This is a genomic window from Rhodanobacter sp. FW102-FHT14D06 (genome assembly GCF_043950705.1).
Classification (GTDB): domain Bacteria; phylum Pseudomonadota; class Gammaproteobacteria; order Xanthomonadales; family Rhodanobacteraceae; genus Rhodanobacter.
Map to the genome: position 1 here is coordinate 847,149 of NZ_CP170722.1, position 22,650 is coordinate 869,798.

Consider the following 22,650-nt stretch of genomic DNA (forward strand, 5'->3'; position numbering starts at 1 on the left):
GGATGTCCCTTATCCAATTGCAACGCGTCGACTTCAGCATCGGCGGCCCGCTCCTGCTCGAACACGTCGATCTGTCGATCGAGGCGAACGAGCGGGTGTGCATCGTCGGCCGCAACGGCGAAGGCAAATCCACCCTGATGAAGCTGATCGCCGGCGAGCTGCACGCCGACGACGGCGAGGTGCGCATCCAGAACGGCGTGGTGGTCGCGCGGATGGCGCAGGAAGTGCCGCAGGGCACGGCGGGCAGCGTGTTCGACGTGGTCGCCGAAGGGCTGGGCGATCTCGGTCGCCTGCTGGCGCGTTATCACCACCTGCTGGCCGAAGGCGACTTCGACGCGCTGGGCGACGTGCAGCACCAGATCGAAGCGCAGCACGGCTGGGACCTGGACCGCCGCGTCAGCGACGTGCTGACCCAGCTGGAACTGCCCGGCGAGACCGACTTCGCCGCGCTGTCCGGCGGCATGAAGCGCCGCGTGCTGCTGGCGCAGGCACTGGTGCGCAAGCCGGACGTGCTGCTGCTGGACGAACCGACCAACCATCTCGACATCGAGGCGATCGGCTGGCTGGAAACCTTCCTCAAGCAGTTCGCCGGCAGCATCCTGTTCGTCACCCACGACCGCAGCTTCCTGCGCGCGCTGGCCACCCGCATCGTCGAGATCGACCGCGGCGCGCTCACCGACTGGCCGGGCGACTACGACAACTACCTGCGCCGGCGCGAGGAACGCCTGCACGCCGAGGCGCAGGCGAACGCGCTGTTCGACAAGAAGCTGGCGCAGGAAGAAGTGTGGATCCGCCAGGGCATCAAGGCCCGGCGCACCCGCAACGAAGGCCGCGTTCGCGCGCTGAAGGCGCTGCGTGCGGAACGTGCGCAACGCCGCGAGCTGGGTGGCAACGTGAAGATGACGGCGGCCAGCGCGCAGGCTTCGGGCAAGAAGGTGATCGAGCTCAGGCACGTGCACCAGGCCTACGACGGTCGCGTGCTGATCGACGACCTCACGACCACCGTGATGCGCGGCGACCGCATCGGCATCATCGGCCCCAACGGCGCCGGCAAGAGCACCCTGCTGAAGATCATGCTGGGCGAACTCACCCCGCTGCGCGGTACCGCCGAGCTGGGCACCAACATCGAAATCGCTTACTTCGACCAGCACCGGCTGCAGCTCAACGACAAGCTCAATGCGCTGGACAACGTGGCCGAGGGCCGCGAGTTCATCGAGCTCAACGGCCAGCGCAAGCACATCATCGGCTACCTGCAGGATTTCCTGTTCTCGCCCGAACGCGCCCGCGCGCCGATCACCCGCCTCTCCGGCGGCGAGCGCAACCGCCTGCTGCTGGCCAAGCTGTTCGCGCAGCCTTCGAATCTGCTGGTGATGGATGAGCCGACCAACGACCTCGACGTCGAGACGCTGGAGCTGCTGGAAGAACTGTTGACCGACTACCAGGGCACCCTGCTGCTGGTCTCGCACGACCGCGCCTTCCTCGACAACGTGGTCTCCAGCACCCTGGTGCTGGAAGGGGAAGGCCGCATCGGCGAATACGTGGGCGGCTACAGCGACTGGCTGCGCCAGCGGCCCACCGCACGCAGCACCCCGGCCACCGGCAAGGCCGCCGCGCCGGCTCCGACACCTGCGGCGCCCGTGGCGGCAAAGCGCAAGCGCAGCTTCAAGGAACAGCACGAGCTGGAACAGTTGCCGAAGCGCATCGAGCAACTGGAAGGCGATATCGCCGCGCGCACCGCGGCGATGAACGAGCCGGCCTTCTTCCAGCAGGACAGCGCGGCCATCGTCAAGGCGAACGAGGCGCTGGTGAAGTTGCAGGCCGAACTGGATGCAGTCTACGCGCGCTGGTCGGAATTGGATGGCTGAGCGAAGCAGGAGTGAGCGCAAAGCAGAGACCTCCCGCTCATGTGCTTTCTCTCGTTTCTCACTCCTCTCCACTCACTTCTCGCCCTTCCTCCCGGCGTATCATTCGGGGATCTTTCCCACGGACTGCCACGCATGTACACGCTCTACTACGCCCCGGGTTCGGCCAACCTGCTGGTGCACCTCGCCCTGCTCGAAATCGGTGCCCCGCACGAGCTCAAGCGCATCGATCTCGACAAGGGCGAACAGCGCAGCGCCGCGTACCTGGCGATCAACCCGAATGGCGTGGTGCCCACCCTGCTGGTCGACGGCCAACCGCACGGCGAGGCGGCAGCGCTTGCCTTGCTGCTGGCCGAGAGGCATCCCGAGGCGGCACTGGCGCCCGTCCCCGGCAGTGCGCAGCGCGCCGACTACCTGCAATGGATGCTGTACTTCGCCAACAACCTGCAGCCACTGTTCCGCCAGTGGTTCTACCCCGGCGAACACCTGGCCGACGGCGCCGACACGATCAAGCAGGCCGCCCGCGCCGGCATCGAAAAATGCTGGACGAAGATCGACGTCCATCTCGCCGCGCATGGCCCGTACATGCTCGGCGACCGCTTCAGCATGGTCGACCTCTACGCCCTGATGCTGATGCGCTGGTCGCGCAACATGCCCAAGCCCGCCACCGAATGGCCGCAGCTGGCCGCACTGGCCACGCGCCTGAAGGCACGGCCGTCGTGGAAACAGGTCTGCGATGCCGAGGGCCTGATCGAGTGGGCCTGAGTCCATGAGCGACGCCCCCGGCACGGACGCCTGGGCCGTCTACCTGCTCGAATGCGCCGACGGCCGCGTCTACACCGGCATCGCCCGCGACCCCGAACAACGCTACGCGAAACATCTCGCCGGCAAGGGCGCCCGCTTCACCCGGTCCAACCCGCCGAAGCGATTGCTGGGCTGGGTCTGGGTCACCGACCACGGCGATGCATTGCGACTGGAAATGGCATGGAAGAAGCTGCCGCGCGCCCAGCGCATCGCAGCGCTGCAGGCGAGCCTCGATCCGTAGGGGCGGGCACTACCCGCCGCACTTTGCCGGAGCCGGCGGTCACTACCCTCCACACTTTTGGTCATCCCGCCCCGAGGCATCGCCAGCTAGTGGGCCTCCTGCGACAGCGGACGGTTGGGTAGCCACAGTTGCGCGATGGCGCCTGCGCCATCGCGGGCGGTGAGGCTGACGCCACCTTCGTGCGCTTCGGCGATCTGCCGCACCAAGGCCAGGCCGATGCCGGAGCCGCCGGGCTTGGTGGTGAAGAACGGCACGAACAGGTTGTCGCTGGCGGGCAAACCCGGACCGTCGTCGAGAATGTCGATCAGCGCGCGCCCACCCTCGCTGCGCCAGCGCATCAACACGGCGCCACCGGTGGACAGGCTTGCTTCAACGGCGTTGCGCAGCAGGTTGATCAGCGCCTGTTCGAGCTGGTCGGGATCAGCCTGCACCGGCAGCGGCGCGCCCTGCTCCACGGTCACGATCATGCGTTGTTCCAGCCGCGCCACCGCCGGCACCAGCACGGCCAGGTCCAGCTCGCGCTTCTGCGGCGGCGGCAACGCGGCGAGCCGGCTGTAGCCGGCCAGGAAACGCGCCAGCGATTCGGCGCGGTTGCCGATCACCTGCAGGCCGCCGCGTGCGTCGTCGCGCCAGTCCTCGGCCAGCGGTTCGCGCGCGATCAGGGTGGCCAGTGTGCCGGCCAGCGAGCTGATCGAGGCCAGCGAGTTGTTGACCTCGTGGCCGAGCACGCGCAGCAGGCGTTGCCAGGCTTGGCGTTCTTCTTCGCGCAACACCCGGCCAACATCATTGATTACCAGCAACTGGCCGCTGCGGCCTTCGTTGCGCAACGGCGAATGGCGGATGTCGAAGCGGCCGCTGCGGCCGGGGAATGTGTGCCGCACCACCTGTGCCGACGGTGCGGCCAGCAGCGCGTCGAGTGCCAGCTCATCGGCGCGGCGGCCGATCAGCGCGTGCCGCTCGCCGGCGAGCAGGCGCTGCGCGGCCGGATTGAGCAGCCGCAGCCGCGCTTCGTGGTCGAACACCAGCACGGCGCTGTCCAGCGCAGCCAACGTCTTGCCGAGCAGGCGCGCGGAATCCTCGAACTGCAGGCGCTCCTTCTGCAGCCGATCGGCCAGTGCGTTGATGTCGTAGATCGCGTCGCCGAGCACGCCACCCCGCACGCCGCGCATGCTGTAGTCGCCCTCGCGCAGCGCTTCCAACAAGCCGGCCAGGGTGTACAGCGGATACACCACGCGCCGGTGCTGCCAGCGCGCGATCGACGCGGTGGCCACCACGACCACAAAGACCAGCAACCAGCACAGCGCACGCCCGGGCACGCCGGCCAGCAACAGCACGGCCACGCCGAGCAGGGCCGGCAGCGCCACCAGCCAGTTGCCCAGCAGCACGCGCCGCTCGAACGCGGGCAGGCGGCCGCGGCGGCGGGCGGAATCAGTCGGCATCGTCGGACGAGGGATCGCGCAGCCCGTACTTTTCCATGCGCCGGTACAAGGTCTGGCGGGTGATGCCGAGTGCGTCGGCGGCGTGTTGCAGGTTGCCGCCGTGGCGTTCCAGCGCCCGCCGCACCAGGTGCGCCTCGGCCTGGTCGATGGTCATGCCATCGATATCGGACGCGGATTCCGCCCCCGCCGAGCCGGGACCGAAGGCCAGCGCCGAGTCGCTGACCAGGTCCTGCTCGGCCAGCAGCGCGGCGCGTTCCATCAGGTGGCCCAGTTCGCGCACGTTGCCCGGCCAGCGCCACGCCAGCAGGGCGCGCTCGGCCGACGGCGCCAGCCGCAGGCCGTGGCGGCCGTAGCGCGCCGCGCTGCGTTCGAGAAAGCGGCGCGCCAGCGGCAGGACGTCGTCGCGACGCTCGCGCAACGGCGGCAGGTAGATCTCCAGCGTGTTGAGGCGATACAGCAGATCCTTGCGGAAACGGCCGGCCACCACCTCGGCGGCAAGATCGGCATTGGTCGCCGAGACCAGCCGCACGTCCACGCTTTGCGTGCGCGAGGAACCAAGCCGCTCGAACTCGCCATCCTCCAGCACGCGCAGCAACTTCGGCTGCTGCGACGCCGGCACGTTACCCACTTCGTCAAGGAACAGCGTGCCGCCGTCAGCCAGTTCGAAACGGCCGATGCGTTCGCTCTTGGCGTCGGTGTACGCGCCGCGCACGTGGCCGAACATCTCCGACTCGAACACGTTCTCGGCGATGCCGCCCATGTTGACCTTGACCAGCGCTTTCGCCGCGCGACGCGACTGCGCATGCAAAGCCTGGGCGATCACGCCCTTGCCGGTACCGTTTTCACCCAGCACCAGCACATTGGCGTCGCTGGGAGCGACCCGGGCCACCAGCTCCATCACCCGCCGCATCGCCGGCGACTCGGCGATCAGCGCCTCGCCGCCGCCGCGCAACAATGCGTTCTCCGCTTCCAGCCGACGCTGCCGTCGCGCACCTTCGCCCAATGCAATCTGCGTGCGCACGATGCTGAGCGCACGGGTGTTGTCCCACGGTTTCTCGATGAAATCGCCGGCACCGCGGCGCAATGCATCCACCGCCAGCGGCACGTTGCCCCACGCCGTCATCACCACCACCGGCAACTCCGGCGCGTGCTGGCGCAACGCATCGAGCAGGGCCAGGCCCTCCTCGCCCGAGGTCGTGTCGCGGGTGTAGTTGAGGTCGATCAGCGCGCAGCTGAACTCGCGCTGGCGCACCGCCTCCCGCGCCGCCGTCGGGCCGTCGACGCCGACGCTGGCGATGCCCTCGGACTTCAGCAGCAGGCGCAGCGCCTCGCGCACGTCGGCCTGGTCGTCGACCAGCAGCACGAGGGGATGGGTTTCGCGTGTCATGTCTTCCAGCATAGGGTAGGAGCCCGCTCGCGGGCGATGCTTTTGGCGGGCGATCGAAAGATCAAGCGCATGGCTCGCGAGCGGACTACTGCAAGAAGCATCGCGTCACTCGTAGCGCAGCGCGATCGCGGGGTCGACGCGCAGCGCGCGCAACAGCGGCACCAGCGAAGCGATCAGCGCCACCAGCAACACGGTCAACAGAACCGGGGCGAACACCCGCGGATCGTGCGCCTGCGTGTGCAGCCCGGGATCGGCCAGCAGCGCCGACCACGGCCATGCCAGCAGCAGGCCGATGCCCAGCCCCAGCCCGAGCTGCCACAGCAATTGCCGCCCGACCTCGCGCACGATCGCGCGGCTGCCCGCACCGATGGCACGGCGGATGCCGATCTCGCGGGTACGCTGGGCCACCGAGAACGCCAGCACGCCATACAGTCCCGCGCCGGCCAGCAACAGCGCGACCAGCCCCAGCGCGCCGAACACGGTACTGAGCACGGTCAATCCCGCCCGCGCCTCGGCCATCGCGGCGGCCTGGCTTCGCACGCCGTACACCGCCGCCTGCGGCTCGACCGCGTGCACGGCATCGGCCAGTTGCTGCGCGGAAACGCCGCCGGCGACGTGCGCGCGCACCGCCAGGCCCACGGCATGCAGCGGCGACTGGCCGGCCGACTGGTCCAGCGGCAGCAGCAGGCCCGGTCGCGGCTTTTCCAGCACGCCATCCAGCTGCAACGGCTCGATCACGCCGATCACGGTCAGCGTGGCGGCAAACGGACGGCCGGGCCACAACACCAGCTTGCGGCCCACGGCGTTGTCGTGCGGCCACATCGCGGCCGCCATCTTCGCGTCGACCACGGCCACCGGTGCGCTGTGCGCACGGTCGCGCGCGTCGAAGAAGCGGCCTGCCCGCAGGTGCACGCCGTAGGTCCCGAGGAAATGCGGATCGACGATACCCATCTGCGCGCGCGGCCAGCCCTCCGCGGGCTGCGGGTGGCCCGGCAGCGAGACGTCCTCGTGGCTGCCCAGCACCGCGCCGGGCACGGTATCCGATCCGGTGGCGTCGACCACGCCCGCATCCTGGCGCAGGTGTTCGCCCACCGCGTCGAAAAAGCGGATGCGCCGCGCATCGTCGGTGTAGCTGGCCGCCGGCAGCATCACATCGGCGGTGAGCACCTGCGTCGCATGCGCCGCACCGGCCACCGGCTGCGACAGCACGCTGCCCACCGCGCGCACGAAGGTGCCCGCCCCCACCAGCAGCACCACGGTCAGCGCGACTTCCGCCACCACCATGACCCGGGCCACGCGGGCGAAGCCGGCACCCGAACCCTTGCCGCCGTCGCGCAGCACGTCCTGCAGGTCGGCGCGCGCGGCGCGCCAGGCGGGGATCACGCCTGCCAGCGCGGTGCTCAGCACGGCAGCCACGAAAGCCGCCACGAGCACCCGGCCGTCGAGGCCGAAATGATGGAAGGGCGCGGCGCCCGGCGCATCGTTGAAGTACACCGAGACGATCCAGCGGTTGCCCCAGTGCACGATCGGCAGCGCCACCGCCAGCGCGGCCAGGCTCAGCAGCAGGCTCTCCGTCAGCGCCGCAGATACCAGTCGCATCCGACTGCCGCCCAGGGCGCCGCGCAGCGCCAGCTCGTGACGCCGCTGCAGGGTCTGCACCAGCTGGAGGTTGGCCACGTTGACGCAGGCCAGCAGCAGCACCAGCGCGGCGGCGCCGAACATCAGCCATACCCACTGGCGCATGTCCTCCGGCACAAAGCTGAACTTCCACGGTTTGAGCGTGACGCCACGGGTGTGCTTCCCCGCTGGCAGCGCGGCCTGCAGGCGCGCCGCCCACGTGTCCAGCTCCGCGCGCGCCTGCGCCAGCTGGTGGTTGGCCGCCAGGCGAACCACGCCCCACACATCGCGGTGCTGCCCGGGCGGCAGCTTCAGCGGCAGCCAGACCTCGCTGCCGCTGACCGGCATGCGCGCCGCCCTTGCCGGCAGCACGCCCACCACGGTGGCCCACTCGCCATTGATCCGCACCGCGCGGCCGGCGATGTGCGGATCGGCCTTGAAACCACGCCGCCACAGGTTCTCGCCCAGCAACACCACGTCCGCGGCGCCGGGCGCCTCGTCCGACGGCAGCAGGCCGCGCCCCAGCAGCGGCGTGACGCCCAGCAGCGGCATCATCGAGGCGGTCACGCGGCTGCCCGGGTAGTACGTCGCGCCGCCGTTTTCCTCCACGCCGGCGCCGATGGGGACGTAGGCACCCACCTCGTCGGCGCTGCGCAGGCCGTCGCGCAGGGCCAGGTACTGGTCGCTGTCGAGGCTGCCGATGCCGTTGCCGCTGTGCGACGGTTCGCCCAGCGCCATGAGGCGTTCGGGATGCGGTACCGGCAACGGTTCGAGGATCAGCGTGTTGACCAGGCTGAACAGGAACAGCGTCACCCCCAGCCCCACGCCCAGCACCGCCACCGAGAGCAGCGCATAGCCGGGCCGCCGCGCCAGCCGTCGCCAGGCCTCGCGAAGTTCGCGCACGATCATCGTCACTCTCCCCTCAAGGCACGCATCGGCGCCACGCGTGCCGCTCGCAGCGCCGGCAACAGGCAGGCCAGCAGGCCGGCGAACGCAAGCACCACGCTCACACCGGCCATCACCAGCGGGTCCAGCGCACCGGCGCGGCCAATCAATCCCATCAGCACCTGCGATGCCGCACGTGCCACCAGCCACGCCCCGGCCATGCCCAGCGCCAGCCCCGCCGCAATCTGCAGCAAGCCGCCGCGCAGCACCAGCTCCAGCAGTCGCGAAGGTCTGGCACCCAGCGCCATGCGCACGCCGAACTCTCGTTCGCGCGTGGCCACCGCCACCGCCATCACGGCGTACAGCCCCGCCGCGGCGAGCAGCAGCGCGAGCGTGGCGAACAAGCCGATCAGCCACAGGCTGAGCCGTGCGCTCGCGGTGGTCTGCTGCACGACGTTCCGCATCGTGCGCAAGTTGGCGATCGGCTGCTCGGGCGCGATCTCGGCCAGCGCCGCGCGCACGCCGTCCTGCCAGTCCATCGGGTTGCCGTGGCCGCGCAACGCGAAGCGCAGCGGCTCCAGGTGACGGACCAATGCCATCACCGGATCGGGTACCTGCGCCAATGGCACGTACAGCACCGGTTGCATGGGCTGCAACGGCCCCTTCTGATAGGTGGCGCCCACTACGCCGACGATGTGCAGCGAAACAAGCTTGCCGTCAACGCCTGTCATCTCGATCCGCTTGCCCACCGCATGACCGCCGTAGAACCTGTCGGCCAGATCCTGGCTGACGATGGCCACCTGCTCGCCTCCTGTCGTGTCGTCACGCGAGAAGTCCCTCCCCTTGAGTAACGGGATGGAGAACAAGCGGAAAAAGTCGTCCCCGATACCGTGGTACTGGGACGCGAACTCCCGCCCATCCGGGGTGTGCAGGGTGGTTTGCAGCTGACCCATCATGCCGTTGCTGGCAGGCAGGTTCGTGGTCGCCACGGCGTCGGCGACGCCCGGGATCACGCGCAGCCGCTGCACCAGCCGCCGCGACAGGCCCCACACCGAGGCGACATCCGGGTAATCGGCCCGCACCGGCGCCAGGTCGAAGGTGAGCACATTGCTGTCGGCAAAGCCAAGATGCATCCGCGAGGCGTCATAGAGCCCATGCATGAACACGCCAGCCGCGCACAGCAGCACCGTCGCCAACGCCACCTGCGCCACTACCAGTACGCGGCCCAGCCGCCCGCCGCGCAGACCGATGCCGCTACGGCCGCCCTCGCGCAATTCGTCCACCGTCGTCGCGCTGCGGCTGCGCCACAACGCGAGCCCCGCCGCCAGCAGCGCGCCGAGCATGCCCACGGCGAACGCCAGCAGCCACGCCGAAGCACGGACATGCAGGCGACCGCCCCACAACCACTCGGCGGGAATGAAGCCTTGCAGCAAGGCCAGGCCAGTCGTCCCCAGCGCCATGCCCGCCAGCGCGCCAGCGCCACCGACCAGCAGGCCCTCGCCCAAGGCCGGCAGTATCAGCCGCAACAGCGGTGCGCCCAGCGCGCCGCGCACCGCGGCGTCGTGGTTGCGCGACAACGCGCGCAGCAGCATCAGGTTGGCGAGGTTCACCAGCGCAATCAGCAGCACCAGCACCGCGCTGGTCATGAACAGCAGCAGCATCGGCCGCGCGTCCTGCCGCATGACGGACGCCAGATGCAGGGCGCCGAAGCGCGGCTTCTTCCAGTTGCCGCCCATGCCCATGTCGCGGTACATGGTGCGCTCGCGCGCATCGGCTTGCGCCGACACGGCGGCGATGTCGGCACCGGGTGCCAGCCGTGCAAGCGCCAGAGTGCCGTTGTGGCTGTAATCGCGGCTGCCCACCGGCACCGCCGTCGGCAGCACCACGTCGCCCGACCCAAGCACGGTGTTGAAGGCGGCCGGCAGCACACCCACGATGGTGTGCGGCACGCCTTCCACCTGCAGGCTGCGGCCGATCACGCTGCGGTCGCCGCCGTAGCTGCGCAGCCAGAAGCCGTAGCCGAGCATCACCACGGGCGGGCCGTGCGGATGATCCTCCTGCGCATCGAAGCTGCGCCCCAGCACCGGCTGCAGATCCAGCGTGGGCAGCAATCCCTTGTCCATGCGGATCAGCGGCACCTGCGCCGGCACACTCACGCCGGCGACATTCACCATCGAACCCGGCCACCACAACCCCAGCGAGGCCACGCCGTCGAGCTTGTCCAGGTACTGGTATTCGTGCGGCGAGATGCCGCCCACCTGACTGGTGTCGCGGATCTGGCCCAGCACCACCAGTCGCGACGGCTGCGGTACCGGCAGGGGTCGCCACAAGCTGTTCTGAATCAGCGTGGTCACTGCCACGCTGGCGCCGACGCCGAGCGCCAGCACGCCGGCAGCCAGCAACAGGAAGCCGGGCCGGCGCAGGCTGGCGCGCCACGCGCGCCAGATCTCGGCAAGCCAGACGTTCACGCGCCGACTTCCACGCGCTGGCCGATCAGCGCGTCCAACCGCTGCTCGTCCTCGTGGCGCAGGCGCTCGTAGGTTTCCTCGTCGACCACGCGGCCGTCGAACAGGCGGATCTTGCGCTGGGCGAGTTCCGCGTAGCGCGCGTCGTGGGTGACCATGCAGAGGGTAGCGCCGCCCTTGTGCAGTTCGTCGAGCAGGGCCATCACCGCCTCGCCGTTGCGCGAGTCGAGGTTGCCGGTGGGCTCGTCGGCGAGCAGGATCGCCGGCCGTCCGACCAGCGCGCGGGCCACCGCCACGCGCTGTTGCTGGCCGCCGGACAACTGCGCCGGGTAATGCCGCATGCGATGCGCCATGCCGACGCGCTCGAGTGCTTCCTGCACGCGCTCGCGCCGTTCGGCGGCGCCGATGCCGTTGCGGTAGGTCAGCGGCAGTTCGACGTTCTCCTGCACGCTCAGGTCGCCGATCAGGTTGAACGCCTGGAAGATGAAGCCGATCTCGGCATTGCGGATGCGCGCGCGCTCGGCCGCGTTCAGTGCCGCGACGTCATGCCCGTTCAGCACGTAGCGGCCGGCGCTGGCGGTGTCGAGCAGGCCGAGGATCGACAGCAGGGTGGTCTTGCCGCAGCCGGACGGCCCGGAGATGGAGACGTACTCGCCGCGCGCGATGGACAGATGCACGTCAGCGAGTGCATGGGTTTCCACCTCGTCGGTCTGGAATACCTTGCGGATGCTGTCGAGGGTGATGACGCTAGTTGACTGGTTCATGACGATACCGAGAGACATGATGAGTGAGGAGTGAGTGGAGAGAAGTGAGAAGTGAGTGAGGAGCATGAGGGTGCGGGCTTTTCTCTCACGCCACACTCCTCTTCACTCACTTCCAACCCCAGTTAGCGCAGGCGCAGGCGGTCATATTTGTCCCACTGGCTGGTATCGGACAGGATGACCTTGTCGCCGGTTTTCAATCCACGCAACACCTGCACGCGATCGACCGAGGCGCTGCCGATGCGTACCGGTACGCGGGTGGCCGTGTCGCCGTCGGGTTCCAGCCGAAACAGGCTGAGGTCGCTGCCGGCGGCAGCCAGCGCGGGACGCCCTACCGACAGCACGTCGTGCAGTTCGGCTATGCGGATGCGGCCGTCGACGGAAAGATCGGGCCGCGCACCCGGCGGCAGCGCGCCGGCGAGCGTGACATCCACCCGCACGCTGCCGTCGCGCACGGCCGGATCGATGCGTTCGACCTTGCCGGCGATCACGCCGTCGTGGGTATCCACGTTCACCGCCATGCCCATCAATACATCCTTGGCCTGCACCTCGGGCACCTGCAATCGTGCGATCAGCACGTCGGTGCGCGCCACCCGTGCCAGGTTGGCACCCGTGGCGACCTGGGCGCCTTCCTGCACAGCCACTTCCTGCAGCACGCCGGCGATGCCGGCGCGCACCCGGAGCGCATCGGCCTGGCGCTGGCGCAGTTGCAGGTTGCTCTGCTGCTGCAGCAGTTTCGCCCGCACCGCATCCAGCTGAGCCTGCATGCTGCCGCCGAACGCCCGCACGCGCTGCTGTTCGACCTGCATGCGGTTCTTCAGCTGGGCCAGGGCGATCTGTTCCTGTTCGTAGCGCACCTCGGGAATCAGATGCCGGGCCACGGCCTTGGCGTCGGCGTCGGCCTTGACCTTGGCCGAGGCATAGTCGGCCTGCGCCTGCGCCTGGGCCGAGCGGTGGTCGAGCAACTGCGACTGCAGTTCGGCGCGCCTGGCGGCCACGTCGGCGCGTGCCGCCGCCACCTGGGCCTGGGCGTTGCGCAGGCTGTCCTGCACTTCGGGGTTGGCGAGGGTCATCAGCACGGTATCCGGCTTCACCACCGTGCCCGGCCACACCAGGATCCGGTCCACCTGGGCGGCGGTGGCCGCCGCCAGCCAGCGCGAAGTGCGCGGCACCAGGGTGCCGGTGGCGCGGATCTCCTGCAGCATGTCGCCGCGCTGCACGGTATCGATCCACAGGCTGGCACGATCGGCCCGCGGCAACGCCGGTCCGAGGCGCAGCAGCAACACGGCCAGCATCACGACGGGCACGCCGACCGCCGCGGCGAGCAGGAGACGCCGCCGGCGCTTGCGCAGTTTCAAGGTGGGGTTGGCCATGTCCATGGGGCGAGGAGAGCAAGCCCCGTGCCACGGCGCCAAACGCACTCCATGCAGGGATTTCGTGCCATGCGGTGCGCCAGCGTCGTTCGCCAGCGGACACTCGTGTCCGGGTTCGTACGCGCACACCGTGGCGATGCCCCGGACCCGGCGAACCGGGGCACGCCCCGTGCTGCCGGGCTCAGCCGGTATTCTGCAGCCCCTGCGCCACGCCGTTGACGCAGGCGACCAGGGCCTGCAGCAGCGCGTCGTCCTCGCGGTCGCTCTCGCGCCAGCGCCGCAGCAGGTCGACCTGCAGCAGGCTCATCGGATCCACGTACGGGTTGCGCAGGCGGATCGAGGCGGCCAGCCGCGGGGCGTCCTGCAGCAGGGTGCGGTGCCCGTTCAACTGCAGCAGCACGCGTCGGGTGCGCTCGAACTCGCCGCGGACCAGGCCGAACATTTCCTCGTGCAGCGGCCCGGACAGGCACGAGAACGCCTCGGCGATGTCGAGGTCGCACTTGGCCAGCACCATTTCCACGTCGTCCAGCATGTTGCTGAAGAACGGCCAGTCGCTGGCCATCTCGGCCATCGCCTCCTCGCCGAACTCGCGCACGCCGTGGCCCAGCGCACTACCGAGGCCGTACCAGCCGGGCAGGATCGAGCGGCACTGGGTCCACGCGAACACCCACGGGATCGCGCGCAGGTCCTGCACGCCGTGCATGCTGCGGCGACTGGCCGGACGCGAGCCGAGGGTCATGCGCTCGATCACGTCGATCGGCGTGGCGCTGCGGAAGTACTCGACGAAGTGCGCGTGTTCGACGAAGGCGCGGTAAGTCTCGCGGCTGGCTGCCGACAACACGTTCATCCGCGCGCGCCATCGCTCTTCGCGCGGATCGTCGGCGCGCGGGCGCAGCGAGGCACGCAGCACGGCGCTGACGGTCTGTTCCAGGTTGCGCAGCGCCAGCGCGCGGATGCCGTACTTGCGGTGGATCACCTCGCCCTGCTCGGTCACCCGCAGCACGCCGGCCACCGATCCGCGCGGCGAGGACATCAGCGCCGGCGCGATGCGCACGCCGCCGCGGCTGGCCGAGCCGCCACGGCCGTGGAAGAACGCCAACTCGATCCCCGCCGCACGCGCCACTTCCAGCAGCTCCACCTGCGCGCGTTGCAAACCCCAGCGCGAGGCCAGCGTGCCGCCGTCCTTGCCGCTGTCCGAGTAGCCCAGCATCACCCATTGCTGGTCGCCGCGCGCGGCGAGGTGGCGGCGATAGACCGGGTCATCGAGCAGTGCCCGCAAGGTGGCCGGCGCGTTCTTCAGATCGTCCACCGTCTCGAACAGCGGCGCGATGTTGAGCGGCACGTTGTCGTCCTGCACCAGCCCGCCGTAGCGCGCCAGTGCCAGCACCGCCAGCACGTCGGCCGCGCTGCGCGCCATGCTGATGATGTACAGCCCCACCGCCTCGCTGCCGTAACGCCGGCGGGTGTCGCCCAGGGTAGCGAACACGTCGTACAGCGTGGTGACCACCTCGGCATGGCTGATCGCGAAGCGCGCATCGCCGCTGGCATAGTCGCGCAACTGGCGCGTGCGGTCGGCGGCCGGCCGCGCGGCCCAGCCCTCGTCGGTCAGCAGCGCGGCCAGCGCGTCGTCGTGCACGCGCGAATCCTGGCGCACGTCCAGCCGCGCCAGGTGCAGGCCGAAGGTGCGTACGCGCCGGATCAGCCGCTGCACCGCATAGGCGCCGGCGTGCAGGCCGCGATGGGCGATCAGGCTGTCGACGATCAGCTGCAGGTCGGCCTGCAGTTCGGCGGCCGAGGCATAGCCGTCGGCGTCATCGTCGTGCAGGCTGGCTTCCAGCCGCGCGCCGATCAGGGTGAGCAGGCAGCGATACGGCATGTCGGCGTGGCGCGGGCGGATGCGCTCGGCGGCCCGCGGGAAGCGCTCGCGATAGTCGGCCAGCCGCTGCTGCAACGCCGGCGCCACCTGCACCCGGCTGTCGGTCTGGCTGAGCAGGCGCGCGAGGTTGGCCACATCCGCCACGTAGTGCTCGATCACGTGCGTGCGCTGGGTGGCGAGGCTGGCGGCGATGGTGTCGGCGCCGACGTTGGGATTGCCGTCCATGTCGCCGCCGACCCAGGTGGCGAAGCCCAGCAGGCGCGGCAGCTCGACCGCCACGCCGTAGACCGCCTGCAGAGCTTCGGCCAGCGCCTCGTACAGCGCCGGCACCACGCGGTACAGCGGGTTGGCGAGGTAGAAGCCGACGTGGTGGTGCTCGTCCTGCACGGTGGGGCGGATCGGCGACGCCTCGGCGGTCTGCCAGCCGGCGGACAGGGCCATGTAGATGCGCTCGTCGTCCGCGGCGCGCTCCTGCGGCGTGCGCGCGGGGTCGAAGCCGTCGACCAGCGAGCGCACGATCGCCTGCTCCTTCTCCAGCAGCGAGCGCCGCACCGCCTCGGTAGGATGCGCGGTGAACACCGGCTCGATCCACAGGCGATCGAGCCAGCCCAGCAATTCGGCCGCATCCACGCCCTGCGCCTTCAGCTGGCCCAGCGCATCGAGCAGCGATTCGGGCTGCACCTGGTCGCTTTCGCGCTGGTAGTCGCGGCGGCGCCGGATGCGGTGCACCCGCTCGGCGGTGTTGACCGCGTGAAAATAGGTGGCGAACGCCCGCGCCAGCGCCTCGGCACGGTCGGGCTCCAGGCCGGCCAGCGAATGCGCCAGCTCGTCGGTCGAGGCGCCCTCGGCGCGCCGCCGGATCGCGGCGATGCGCACCTGTTCGACCCGCTCGAAGAACGCCTCGCCGCCCTGCTCGGCCAGCATCCGGCCGACCATCGCACCCAGCCGGCCCACGTCTTCGCGCAGCGGGCCGTCGTGCGGCAGGAATTCGGGCTCGCGATCTGTCTCCACGCCGTGCTCCACGTTGCGGCCAAGCGCCCAGCCTACCGAATCGGCGCGGCCGCGGCACCACGCCGGCGGGCATAAGCTTATGTCTGCCGCTACAATGGCAAGCTGCACTGCCCGCCGAGGGGCGCTGCGACCGTTGGCGTGAGGCAGATCCATCTGCAGCCCCACGCATCGGCCAGGCTCGGCGCGGCACGTTCCACAACGGCGCCCGGTTGTCTGTACGCGAGTCCCTTCGCGAAAAGACCGGCCAGCCATGGCCGGACCCTTCGCAAGAGCCCCGCACTAACCGGAGATACTCATGAACGCCGCACTCAAAGAAAACCACCAGGACTACAAGATCCGCGACATCTCGCTGGCCGATTTCGGCCGCAAGGAGCTGGACATCGCCGAACACGAGATGCCGGGCCTGATGTCGATCCGCAAGAAGCACGCCGCCACGTTGCCGCTCAAGGGCGTGCGCGTGACCGGCTCGCTGCACATGACGATCCAGACCGCGGTGCTGATCGAGACGCTGAAGGACATCGGCGCCGACGTGCGCTGGGCCTCGTGCAATATCTTCTCGACCCAGGACCACGCCGCCGCCGCGATCGCCGCCAGCGGCACGCCGGTGTTCGCCTGGAAGGGCGAGACGCTGGAGGAATACTGGGACTGCACGCTCGACGCGCTGTCCTTCCCCGACGGCAAGGGCGGTTTCCTTGGGCCCCAGTTGGTGGTCGATGACGGCGGTGACGTGACGCTGCTGATCCACAAGGGCTACGAGCTGGAGAACGGCTCGAAGTGGGTGGACGAGAAGGCCTCCTCGCACGAGGAGCAGGTGATCAAGAACCTGCTCAAGCGCGTGCATGCCGAGCGCCCGGGCTACTGGCACACCGTGGTCAAGGACTGGAAGGGCGTCTCCGAGGAGACCACCACCGGCGTGCACCGCCTGTACCAGCTGGCCGAGGCGAAGTCGCTGCTGGTGCCGGCGATCAACGTCAACGACTCGGTCACCAAGAGCAAGTTCGACAACCTGTACGGCTGCCGCGAGTCGCTGGCCGACGGCCTGAAGCGCGCGATGGACGTGATGCTGGCCGGCAAGGTGGCCGTGGTCTGCGGCTACGGCGATGTGGGCAAGGGCTGCGCGCATTCGCTGCGTGCCTACGGCTCGCGCGTCGTCGTCACCGAGATCGACCCGATCAACGCGCTGCAGGCAGCAATGGAAGGCTTCGAGGTCAACACGGTCGAATCCACCCTGGGCCGCGGCGACATCTACGTCACCACCACCGGCAACAAGGACGTGCTGACGCTCGATCACCTGAAGTCGATGAAGGACCAGGCCATCGTCTGCAACATCGGCCACTTCGACAACGAGATCCAGGTCGACGCGCTCAACGCGATGCCCGGCGTCGAGAAGCTCAACATCAAGCCGCAGGTGGACAAGTACACCTTCAAGGACGGCCGCTCCATCTTCCTGCTCGCCGAAGGCCGCCTGGTGAATCTCGGCTGCGCCACCGGCCACCCGAGCTTCGTGATGTCCAACTCGTTCTCCAACCAGACCCTGGCGCAGATCGACCTGTGGGCGAACAAGGACAAGTACGAGGCGAAGGTCTACATCCTGCCGAAGAAGCTGGACGAGGAAGTCGCCCGCCTGCACCTGGAGAAGATCGGCGTGAAGCTGACCACGCTGACGAAGGAGCAGGCCGGCTACCTCGGCGTGCCGGTGGAAGGCCCGTACAAGCCGGACCACTACCGCTACTGAGCCGCCAGCGGATCATCGGTCGGTTGCAGCAGAACGGGCGCGCAAGGCGCCCGTTCTGCCATCACCGGCTCACCACCGGGCAGCGTGCACCGTGCGGCCAGCGCCGCGCCGGATCATACTTTCGTACCGATCCAACACGGTCGAACCCACGGGAGACGGCGTCGATGTCGCCAAAGCCAAGCAGCGCCGACCGGCGATTGTTCAGCCAGCTTCGCAGTGAAATGGACCGGATGACCGCGTCCGAACGGGTGATCGCGAACTTCCTGCTCACCAACCGGCAGGCGGTGCCGTTCGAGACCGCCAACTCGCTCGCCGCCAAGCTCGCCATCAGCGCCGCGACGGTGGGCCGGTTCTGCCGTCGCCTCGGCTACCGGAACTTCCGCGAGCTGAAGTCGGCTTTCAAGTTCGACGTGGCCGTCGCGCCATGGCCGATCGGCGAAGGCCTGCGCTCGATGCTGCAGACCGGCAGCGGCGAACCGGCGCTGCAACGCGACCTGGACCTGACCATCGCCGGCATCATCGAGGTCTACCGCCGCGCGGAAACGCGCGAATGGCAGGATATCGTCGCGCACCTGGCGCACTGCTCGACCCTGCACATCGTGGGATTCCAGACCGAGCGCGGGCTTGCGGCCCACTTCGCCAGTTTCCTGCAATACGTGCGCCCGCGGGTGCGGGTGGCCGACCTGGCTACCGGAAGCTTCTCGGAGGTGCTGCTCGACGGCACCGACAAGGATTGCGTCGTGATCGTGGAGACGCGCCGCTACTCGCGCCAGGCACAGCTGCTCGCCCGTCATTGCCGGCAGCGCGGGCTGCCGCTGGTGATGATCACCGACAAGTATTGCCACTGGGCCAGCGAATACACGCCGCACATCCTGGCATTGCCGACGGAAAGCGGGATTTTCTGGGGCACCACCGTTCCGATCCACGCGGCGCTGGCGCTGCTGGTCAACGGCGTGGTTCTCGCGCTCGGCGACCGCGTGGAGCAACGCCTGGCCCACGTCTCCGACCTCTACCAGGAATTCGTCGGCCACGTCGGGAAACCCGCGCGCGGGCAGCGCAAGAAGGGCGGCGACATCGAGCCTTGAGCACGCAGCGCACCGTCGGGCCGAGGCCCCGCGCTTCTGCGGAACCATGATCGCCGCTCCCGTTCAGCGCGACCGCACGTAGACCACGTAGATGACCAGGCCGGCCGCGAAATAGCCGCCGACGATCGCCAGCGGCAGCACGTCGCCGCGCGTGGCGCGCAGCACCATGTCGATCAGCAGCGGCAGGCCCATCAGCGCGGCGAAGGCGATGCCGAGTGCCGGAATGATGCCGATCCACCAGCCACGCACGCGGATGCCGCCCAGCGGCACCCGGAACGATCGCGGCCGATCGGGCTCGACCACGCGCAGGCGCATGACCGCCGCGCAGACGATCGCGAACGCGACCGCCGTGCCGAGGCTGATCAGGTCGCCGAGCAGGCTGATCGGCAGGCACGCCGCGAGCAACGCCATGGCCACGCCGGTATAGATGGTGCCGACCTGCGGCGTGCGCGTCCTGCCGTCGATCCGCGCGAACACCGGCGGCAGCATGCGATCGCGCGCCATCGCGTAGAAAATGCGGGTCTGGCCGTAGATCGACGTCAGCAGCACCGAAAGCAGGCCGATCACCGCGGCGGACTTGACCGCGATGCCGAACATCGGCAGCTGCATCGCGTCGACCGCGACGGCGATCGGGTCGGCGACGCCGAGCCGGGCGTAGGGCACGATGCCGGTCATCACCGCGGCAACGGCCATGTACAGCACCGTGCAGACCGCCAGCGTCATGAAGATGCCGATTGGCAGGTCGCGCTGGGGGTTGCGCGCCTCGGCTGCGCTGGTGGACACGGTCTCGAAGCCGACGTAGGCGAAGAAGATCGCCGAGGCGCCGCGCAGCACGCCGGGCCAGCCGAACTCGAAATCGCCCCGCGCCGGCGGCACGAACGGCGTGAGGTTGGCCGGGTCGATGAAGGCGATGCCGACCAGCACGAAGGCGACCAGCGCGGCAATCTTGAGCAGCACGATGGCCGTGTTGAACGCGAACGACTGCTTCATCCCGCGCAACAGGACAGCCGTCACCACCAGGATCGCGCCGGCGGCGACGAGGTTGATGCCGCCGCCGAACTGCAGGCGGTTGCTGCCGCCGTCGGTGCGGAAGTCGAGCATCGGCGTGGTGATCGACGCCGGCAGGTGCAGGCCGAACTGGTCGAGCAACGCCACCGCGTAGCCGGCGAAGCCGACCGCGACGGTCGCCGCGGCAATGCCGTACTCGAGCAGCAGCAGCCAGCCGGCGCACCACGCGGTGAAGCGGCCAAACGTGAGCAGCGCATACGAATAGCTCGAACCGGACAACGGCATCGTGCCGGCAAGCTCTGCATAGCAGAACGCGGTGAATCCGCAGGCGATCGCCGCCACCACGAACGACAACACCACCGCCGGCCCGGCATGAGTCGCCGCCGCGGTGCCGGTCATGACGAAGATGCCGGCGCCGATGACGCAGCCGACACCGATCATCGTCAACTGGAGCGGGCCGAGCGTGCGCGCCAGCCCGGGTTCGTCATCATTCGCCGATTGCAAGTTTTCTTTCATGAGAGTTACTATGATATAAATTGTGCATACTCGTCCAGAGGCCGATTTGCATGCAGACCGAGGTTCGCCACGAACGCTGGGAGCTCGCCGCGCCATTCGTCATCGCGCACGAGACCTACCTGCATGCCGACGTCATCGTGGCAACGCTGTCGTGCGATGGTGCCGTCGGCCGCGGCGAATGCACGCCCACAGCGTTCTACGGCGAGAGCGTGGACGGGGTGATGAAGACCGTGCGCGAACTGCTCGCCCGCCTCGCCCGCGGCGAGTCATGGGACCGCATCCACGATCGCGTGCCGGCCGGCGCCGCGCGCAACGCGGTCGACTGTGCGTTCTGGGATCTGCGCGCGAAACTGGCGAAGCAGCGTGTCTGGGAGCTGATCGGAGTCCCCGCCCCGGGCCAGGTGCGCACCGCACAGACCATCAGCGTGGGCGAAGCGGCGCAGCAGGCGGACAAGGCGCGCGCGATCGTCGCCACCGACGGCGACGGCGCCCTGATCAAGCTGAAGCTCGATGCGCACGACGTCGTCGCCCGCGTCGCGGCCGTGCGCGATGCCGCTCCGGCGGCGACCCTGGTCATCGACGCGAATGAATCCTGGGACCCGGTGTTGCTCGCCGGCGTCATGCCGGCGCTGCAGGCCGCGCATGTCGCGATGGTCGAGCAGCCGCTGCCCGTGGGCAAGGACGACGCGCTGGCGCGGATCGAACGCCGCGTGCCGGTCTGCGCCGACGAGTCGGCGCACGTCGGCGCCGACCTCGACGCGCTGCGCGGCCGCTACGACCTGGTCAACGTGAAGCTGGACAAGACCGGTGGCCTGACCGAGGCGCTGCGCATGACCGCCCGCGCGCGCCAGCTCGGCTTCGGGTTGATGGTGGGCTGCATGGAGGGGACGTCGCTCGGCATGGCGCCGGCGACGCTCGTCGCCGGTGCCGCACGCTTCGTCGATCTCGACGGCCCGCTCCTCATCGGCCGCGACCGCGACCCGGGCCTGCACTACCAGCGTGGCCTCGTCTCGCCACCCAGCGCGGCGCTGTGGGGCTGAACCGCATGTTTTCCAGGAGAACCGATTCCATGACGAGCCGAACACTGATCTCGCTGCTGCTGGTCGCACCGCTGGTCGTGTTGCCAGCCGGCCGTGCAGCGGCGGCCGACTTCATCGTGCGCCATGCCGTCGTCGTCGACGGCACCGGCGCCGCGGCCCGGCACGTCGACGTGCGCGTCGCCGACGGCCGCATCGCCGCCATCGGCGAACTCGCAGCGCAGCGCGGCGAACAGGTGGTCGACGCCCGCGGGCTGGTGCTCGCGCCGGGGTTCATCGACACGCACAGCCACCACGACCGCGGCCTCGACAGCCAGCTCGACGCGCTGCCGGTGACCAGCCAGGGCGTCACCACGATCGTCGTCGGCCAGGACGGCTTCTCGCAGGAGCCGATCGCCGACCTGTTCCGCCGCTACGGCGCCAGGCCGGCGGCGATCAACATCGCCTCGTACGCGGGCCACAACTCGCTGCGCGAGGAGGTGATGGGCGCCGACGCCAGCCACGCGGCGACACCAGCGCAGGTGCAGGCGATGCGCCAACTGCTCGCCGCCGACATGAAGGCCGGCGCGCTCGGCCTGTCGACCGGCCTTGAATACGACTCGGGCATCTACTCCAAGCGCGCCGAGGTGCTCGCGCTCGCCGACGCCGCTGCGCCCTACGGTGGCCGCTACATCAGCCACATGCGCAGCGAGGACCGCAAGGTCTGGGACGCGCTCGACGAACTGCTGACGATCGGCCGCGAGGCGAAGATCCCGGTGCAGGTCAGCCACGCCAAGCTGGCGATGACCGACTGGTGGGGCCAGGCCGACCGCTTCCTGGGCATGCTCGACAAGGCGCGCGCCGAAGGCGTCGACGCGACGCTCGACATCTATCCCTACGACAGCTGGCACAGCGAGTTGATCGTGCTGTGGCCCGAGCGCGACTTCGGGAACCGCGCGACCGCGGAATTCGTGCTCAAGCACCTCTCCCCGGCCGACGGCCTGCGCCTGTCGCAGTTCAAGCCCGAACCGGACCTGGTCGGCAAGAGCGTGGCCGATATCGCGCGCCTGCGGGGCACCGACGACGCGGATACGGTGATGGCCCTGATCCGCGAATCGGAAGCGGCCCACAGCACCGCGCAGGTCATCAGCCGCAGCATGGACGAGCGCGACATCGCGAAGTTCATCGCCTGGCCGCAAGCGAACATCTGTTCCGACGGCAGCCTCGACGGCCTGCACCCGCGCGGCTACGGCACGTTCCCGCGCGTGCTGCGCATGTACGTGCGCGAGAAGAAGATGCTGACGCTCGAGCAGGCCGTGCACAAGATGACCGGACTGGCGGCGCAGCACATGGGCTTGCGCGACCGCGGCCAGATCCGCGTCGGCGCGGCGGCCGACCTCGTCCTGTTCGATCCGCGCACGGTGGCCGACCGCGCCACCTACGAGAAGCCGCACGAGCTGTCGGTCGGCATCGCGCGCGTGTGGGTCAACGGCATCGCGGTCCTCGCCGACGGCAAGGCGACCGGCGCCCGTCCGGGCCAGGTGTTGCGCCGCCAGGAGGCACGCTGAC

General features: G+C 69.5%; 15 protein-coding genes and 1 riboswitch. Of the genes, 7 read left to right on the forward strand and 8 right to left on the reverse strand.

The genetic code is table 11. The annotated features are described in order from the left end of the window. Positions 1 to 2: 2 nt before the first annotated feature. From ACFCQI_RS04165 to ACFCQI_RS04175, 3 genes are all read left to right on the forward strand, one after another. Positions 3 to 1,865 carry an ATP-binding cassette domain-containing protein gene (locus ACFCQI_RS04165; RefSeq protein WP_395120121.1) on the forward strand — a complete coding sequence of 621 codons (1,863 nt, stop codon included), beginning with the start codon at positions 3 to 5 and terminating at the stop codon, positions 1,863 to 1,865. 132 nt (positions 1,866 to 1,997) lie between these two features. Continuing rightward, the gene (locus tag ACFCQI_RS04170) at positions 1,998 to 2,627 is read left to right on the forward strand and encodes a glutathione S-transferase family protein (RefSeq protein WP_395120122.1); all 630 of its coding nucleotides are present in this window, start codon (positions 1,998 to 2,000) and stop codon (positions 2,625 to 2,627) included. A 4-nt stretch (positions 2,628 to 2,631) separates the two neighbouring features. After that, positions 2,632 to 2,907: a GIY-YIG nuclease family protein gene (locus ACFCQI_RS04175; RefSeq protein ID WP_395120123.1), complete on the forward strand. Its 276-nt coding sequence runs from the start codon at positions 2,632 to 2,634 to the stop codon at positions 2,905 to 2,907. Positions 2,908 to 2,993: 86 nt separating this feature from the next. Here ACFCQI_RS04175 and ACFCQI_RS04180 read toward each other — a convergent pair whose 3' ends face one another. The 7 genes from ACFCQI_RS04180 to ppc all read right to left on the reverse strand — a co-directional run bounded on the left by ACFCQI_RS04180 (position 2,994) and on the right by ppc (position 15,721). After that, the gene (locus ACFCQI_RS04180; protein ID WP_395120124.1) at positions 2,994 to 4,346 is read right to left on the reverse strand and encodes a sensor histidine kinase; all 1,353 of its coding nucleotides are present in this window, start codon (positions 4,344 to 4,346) and stop codon (positions 2,994 to 2,996) included. After that, positions 4,336 to 5,733 carry a sigma-54-dependent transcriptional regulator gene (locus ACFCQI_RS04185; RefSeq protein ID WP_395120125.1) on the reverse strand — a complete coding sequence of 466 codons (1,398 nt, stop codon included), beginning with the start codon at positions 5,731 to 5,733 and terminating at the stop codon, positions 4,336 to 4,338. The genes ACFCQI_RS04180 and ACFCQI_RS04185 overlap by 11 nt, the downstream gene beginning before the upstream one ends. Positions 5,734 to 5,838: 105 nt before the next feature. Continuing rightward, on the reverse strand, positions 5,839 to 8,259 hold the full coding sequence (locus ACFCQI_RS04190; RefSeq protein ID WP_395120126.1) for an ADOP family duplicated permease: 2,421 nt from the start codon (positions 8,257 to 8,259) through the stop codon (positions 5,839 to 5,841). Positions 8,260 to 8,261: 2 nt separating this feature from the next. After that, a complete protein-coding gene (locus ACFCQI_RS04195) occupies positions 8,262 to 10,703 on the reverse strand; it encodes an ADOP family duplicated permease (protein WP_395120127.1) in 2,442 nt (813 codons plus the stop codon). Further along, positions 10,700 to 11,464: an ABC transporter ATP-binding protein gene (locus ACFCQI_RS04200; protein WP_395120129.1), complete on the reverse strand. Its 765-nt coding sequence runs from the start codon at positions 11,462 to 11,464 to the stop codon at positions 10,700 to 10,702. Before ACFCQI_RS04200 ends, ACFCQI_RS04195 begins: the two co-directional genes overlap by 4 nt. A gap of 122 nt (positions 11,465 to 11,586) precedes the next feature. Beyond that, complete coding sequence (locus ACFCQI_RS04205) at positions 11,587 to 12,834, reverse strand: efflux RND transporter periplasmic adaptor subunit (protein WP_395120130.1); 1,248 nt, start codon at positions 12,832 to 12,834, stop codon at positions 11,587 to 11,589. A gap of 181 nt (positions 12,835 to 13,015) precedes the next feature. Next, entirely contained in the window at positions 13,016 to 15,721 is a 2,706-nt protein-coding gene (ppc, locus tag ACFCQI_RS04210) for a phosphoenolpyruvate carboxylase (protein ID WP_395120131.1), read from the reverse strand. 110 nt (positions 15,722 to 15,831) lie between these two features. Continuing rightward, a riboswitch (S-adenosyl-L-homocysteine riboswitch) is annotated at positions 15,832 to 15,935 on the forward strand. An 81-nt stretch (positions 15,936 to 16,016) separates the two neighbouring features. Between ppc and ahcY the strand changes: the two genes are divergently transcribed. Together ahcY and ACFCQI_RS04220 are read left to right on the forward strand one after the other, a co-directional pair. Then, positions 16,017 to 17,456, forward strand: coding sequence for an adenosylhomocysteinase (gene ahcY, locus ACFCQI_RS04215; RefSeq protein ID WP_395120132.1), 1,440 nt, complete (start codon positions 16,017 to 16,019; stop codon positions 17,454 to 17,456). Positions 17,457 to 17,479: 23 nt separating this feature from the next. After that, positions 17,480 to 18,541 carry a MurR/RpiR family transcriptional regulator gene (locus ACFCQI_RS04220; RefSeq protein ID WP_395120133.1) on the forward strand — a complete coding sequence of 354 codons (1,062 nt, stop codon included), beginning with the start codon at positions 17,480 to 17,482 and terminating at the stop codon, positions 18,539 to 18,541. A 63-nt stretch (positions 18,542 to 18,604) separates the two neighbouring features. Here the strand turns inward: ACFCQI_RS04220 and ACFCQI_RS04225 are convergent, their stop codons facing one another. After that, positions 18,605 to 20,065, reverse strand: coding sequence for an APC family permease (locus tag ACFCQI_RS04225; protein ID WP_395120134.1), 1,461 nt, complete (start codon positions 20,063 to 20,065; stop codon positions 18,605 to 18,607). 50 nt (positions 20,066 to 20,115) lie between these two features. Here ACFCQI_RS04225 and dgcA point away from each other — a divergent pair, with 50 nt between their 5' ends. Next, positions 20,116 to 21,105 carry an N-acetyl-D-Glu racemase DgcA gene (gene dgcA / locus ACFCQI_RS04230; RefSeq protein ID WP_395120135.1) on the forward strand — a complete coding sequence of 330 codons (990 nt, stop codon included), beginning with the start codon at positions 20,116 to 20,118 and terminating at the stop codon, positions 21,103 to 21,105. 29 nt (positions 21,106 to 21,134) lie between these two features. Beyond that, on the forward strand, positions 21,135 to 22,649 hold the full coding sequence (locus ACFCQI_RS04235; RefSeq protein ID WP_395120136.1) for an amidohydrolase family protein: 1,515 nt from the start codon (positions 21,135 to 21,137) through the stop codon (positions 22,647 to 22,649). The last annotated feature ends 1 nt before the right edge of the window (position 22,650 follow it).

Bases quoted from the DNA above. Each gene is read 5' to 3' on its own strand.
- ACFCQI_RS04180 (WP_395120124.1), bottom strand. From the start codon at position 4,346: ATGCCGACTGATTCCGCCCGCCGCCGCGGCCGCCTGCCCGCGTTCGAG.
- ACFCQI_RS04165 (WP_395120121.1), top strand. From the start codon at position 3: ATGTCCCTTATCCAATTGCAACGCGTCGACTTCAGCATCGGCGGCCCG.
- ACFCQI_RS04170 (WP_395120122.1), top strand. From the start codon at position 1,998: ATGTACACGCTCTACTACGCCCCGGGTTCGGCCAACCTGCTGGTGCAC.
- ACFCQI_RS04235 (WP_395120136.1), top strand. From the start codon at position 21,135: ATGACGAGCCGAACACTGATCTCGCTGCTGCTGGTCGCACCGCTGGTC.
- ACFCQI_RS04175 (WP_395120123.1), top strand. From the start codon at position 2,632: ATGAGCGACGCCCCCGGCACGGACGCCTGGGCCGTCTACCTGCTCGAA.
- ACFCQI_RS04200 (WP_395120129.1), bottom strand. From the start codon at position 11,464: ATGAACCAGTCAACTAGCGTCATCACCCTCGACAGCATCCGCAAGGTA.
- ACFCQI_RS04190 (WP_395120126.1), bottom strand. From the start codon at position 8,259: ATGATCGTGCGCGAACTTCGCGAGGCCTGGCGACGGCTGGCGCGGCGG.
- ahcY (WP_395120132.1), top strand. From the start codon at position 16,017: ATGAACGCCGCACTCAAAGAAAACCACCAGGACTACAAGATCCGCGAC.
- ACFCQI_RS04225 (WP_395120134.1), bottom strand. From the start codon at position 20,065: ATGAAAGAAAACTTGCAATCGGCGAATGATGACGAACCCGGGCTGGCG.
- ACFCQI_RS04205 (WP_395120130.1), bottom strand. From the start codon at position 12,834: ATGGCCAACCCCACCTTGAAACTGCGCAAGCGCCGGCGGCGTCTCCTG.
- ACFCQI_RS04185 (WP_395120125.1), bottom strand. From the start codon at position 5,733: ATGACACGCGAAACCCATCCCCTCGTGCTGCTGGTCGACGACCAGGCC.
- dgcA (WP_395120135.1), top strand. From the start codon at position 20,116: ATGCAGACCGAGGTTCGCCACGAACGCTGGGAGCTCGCCGCGCCATTC.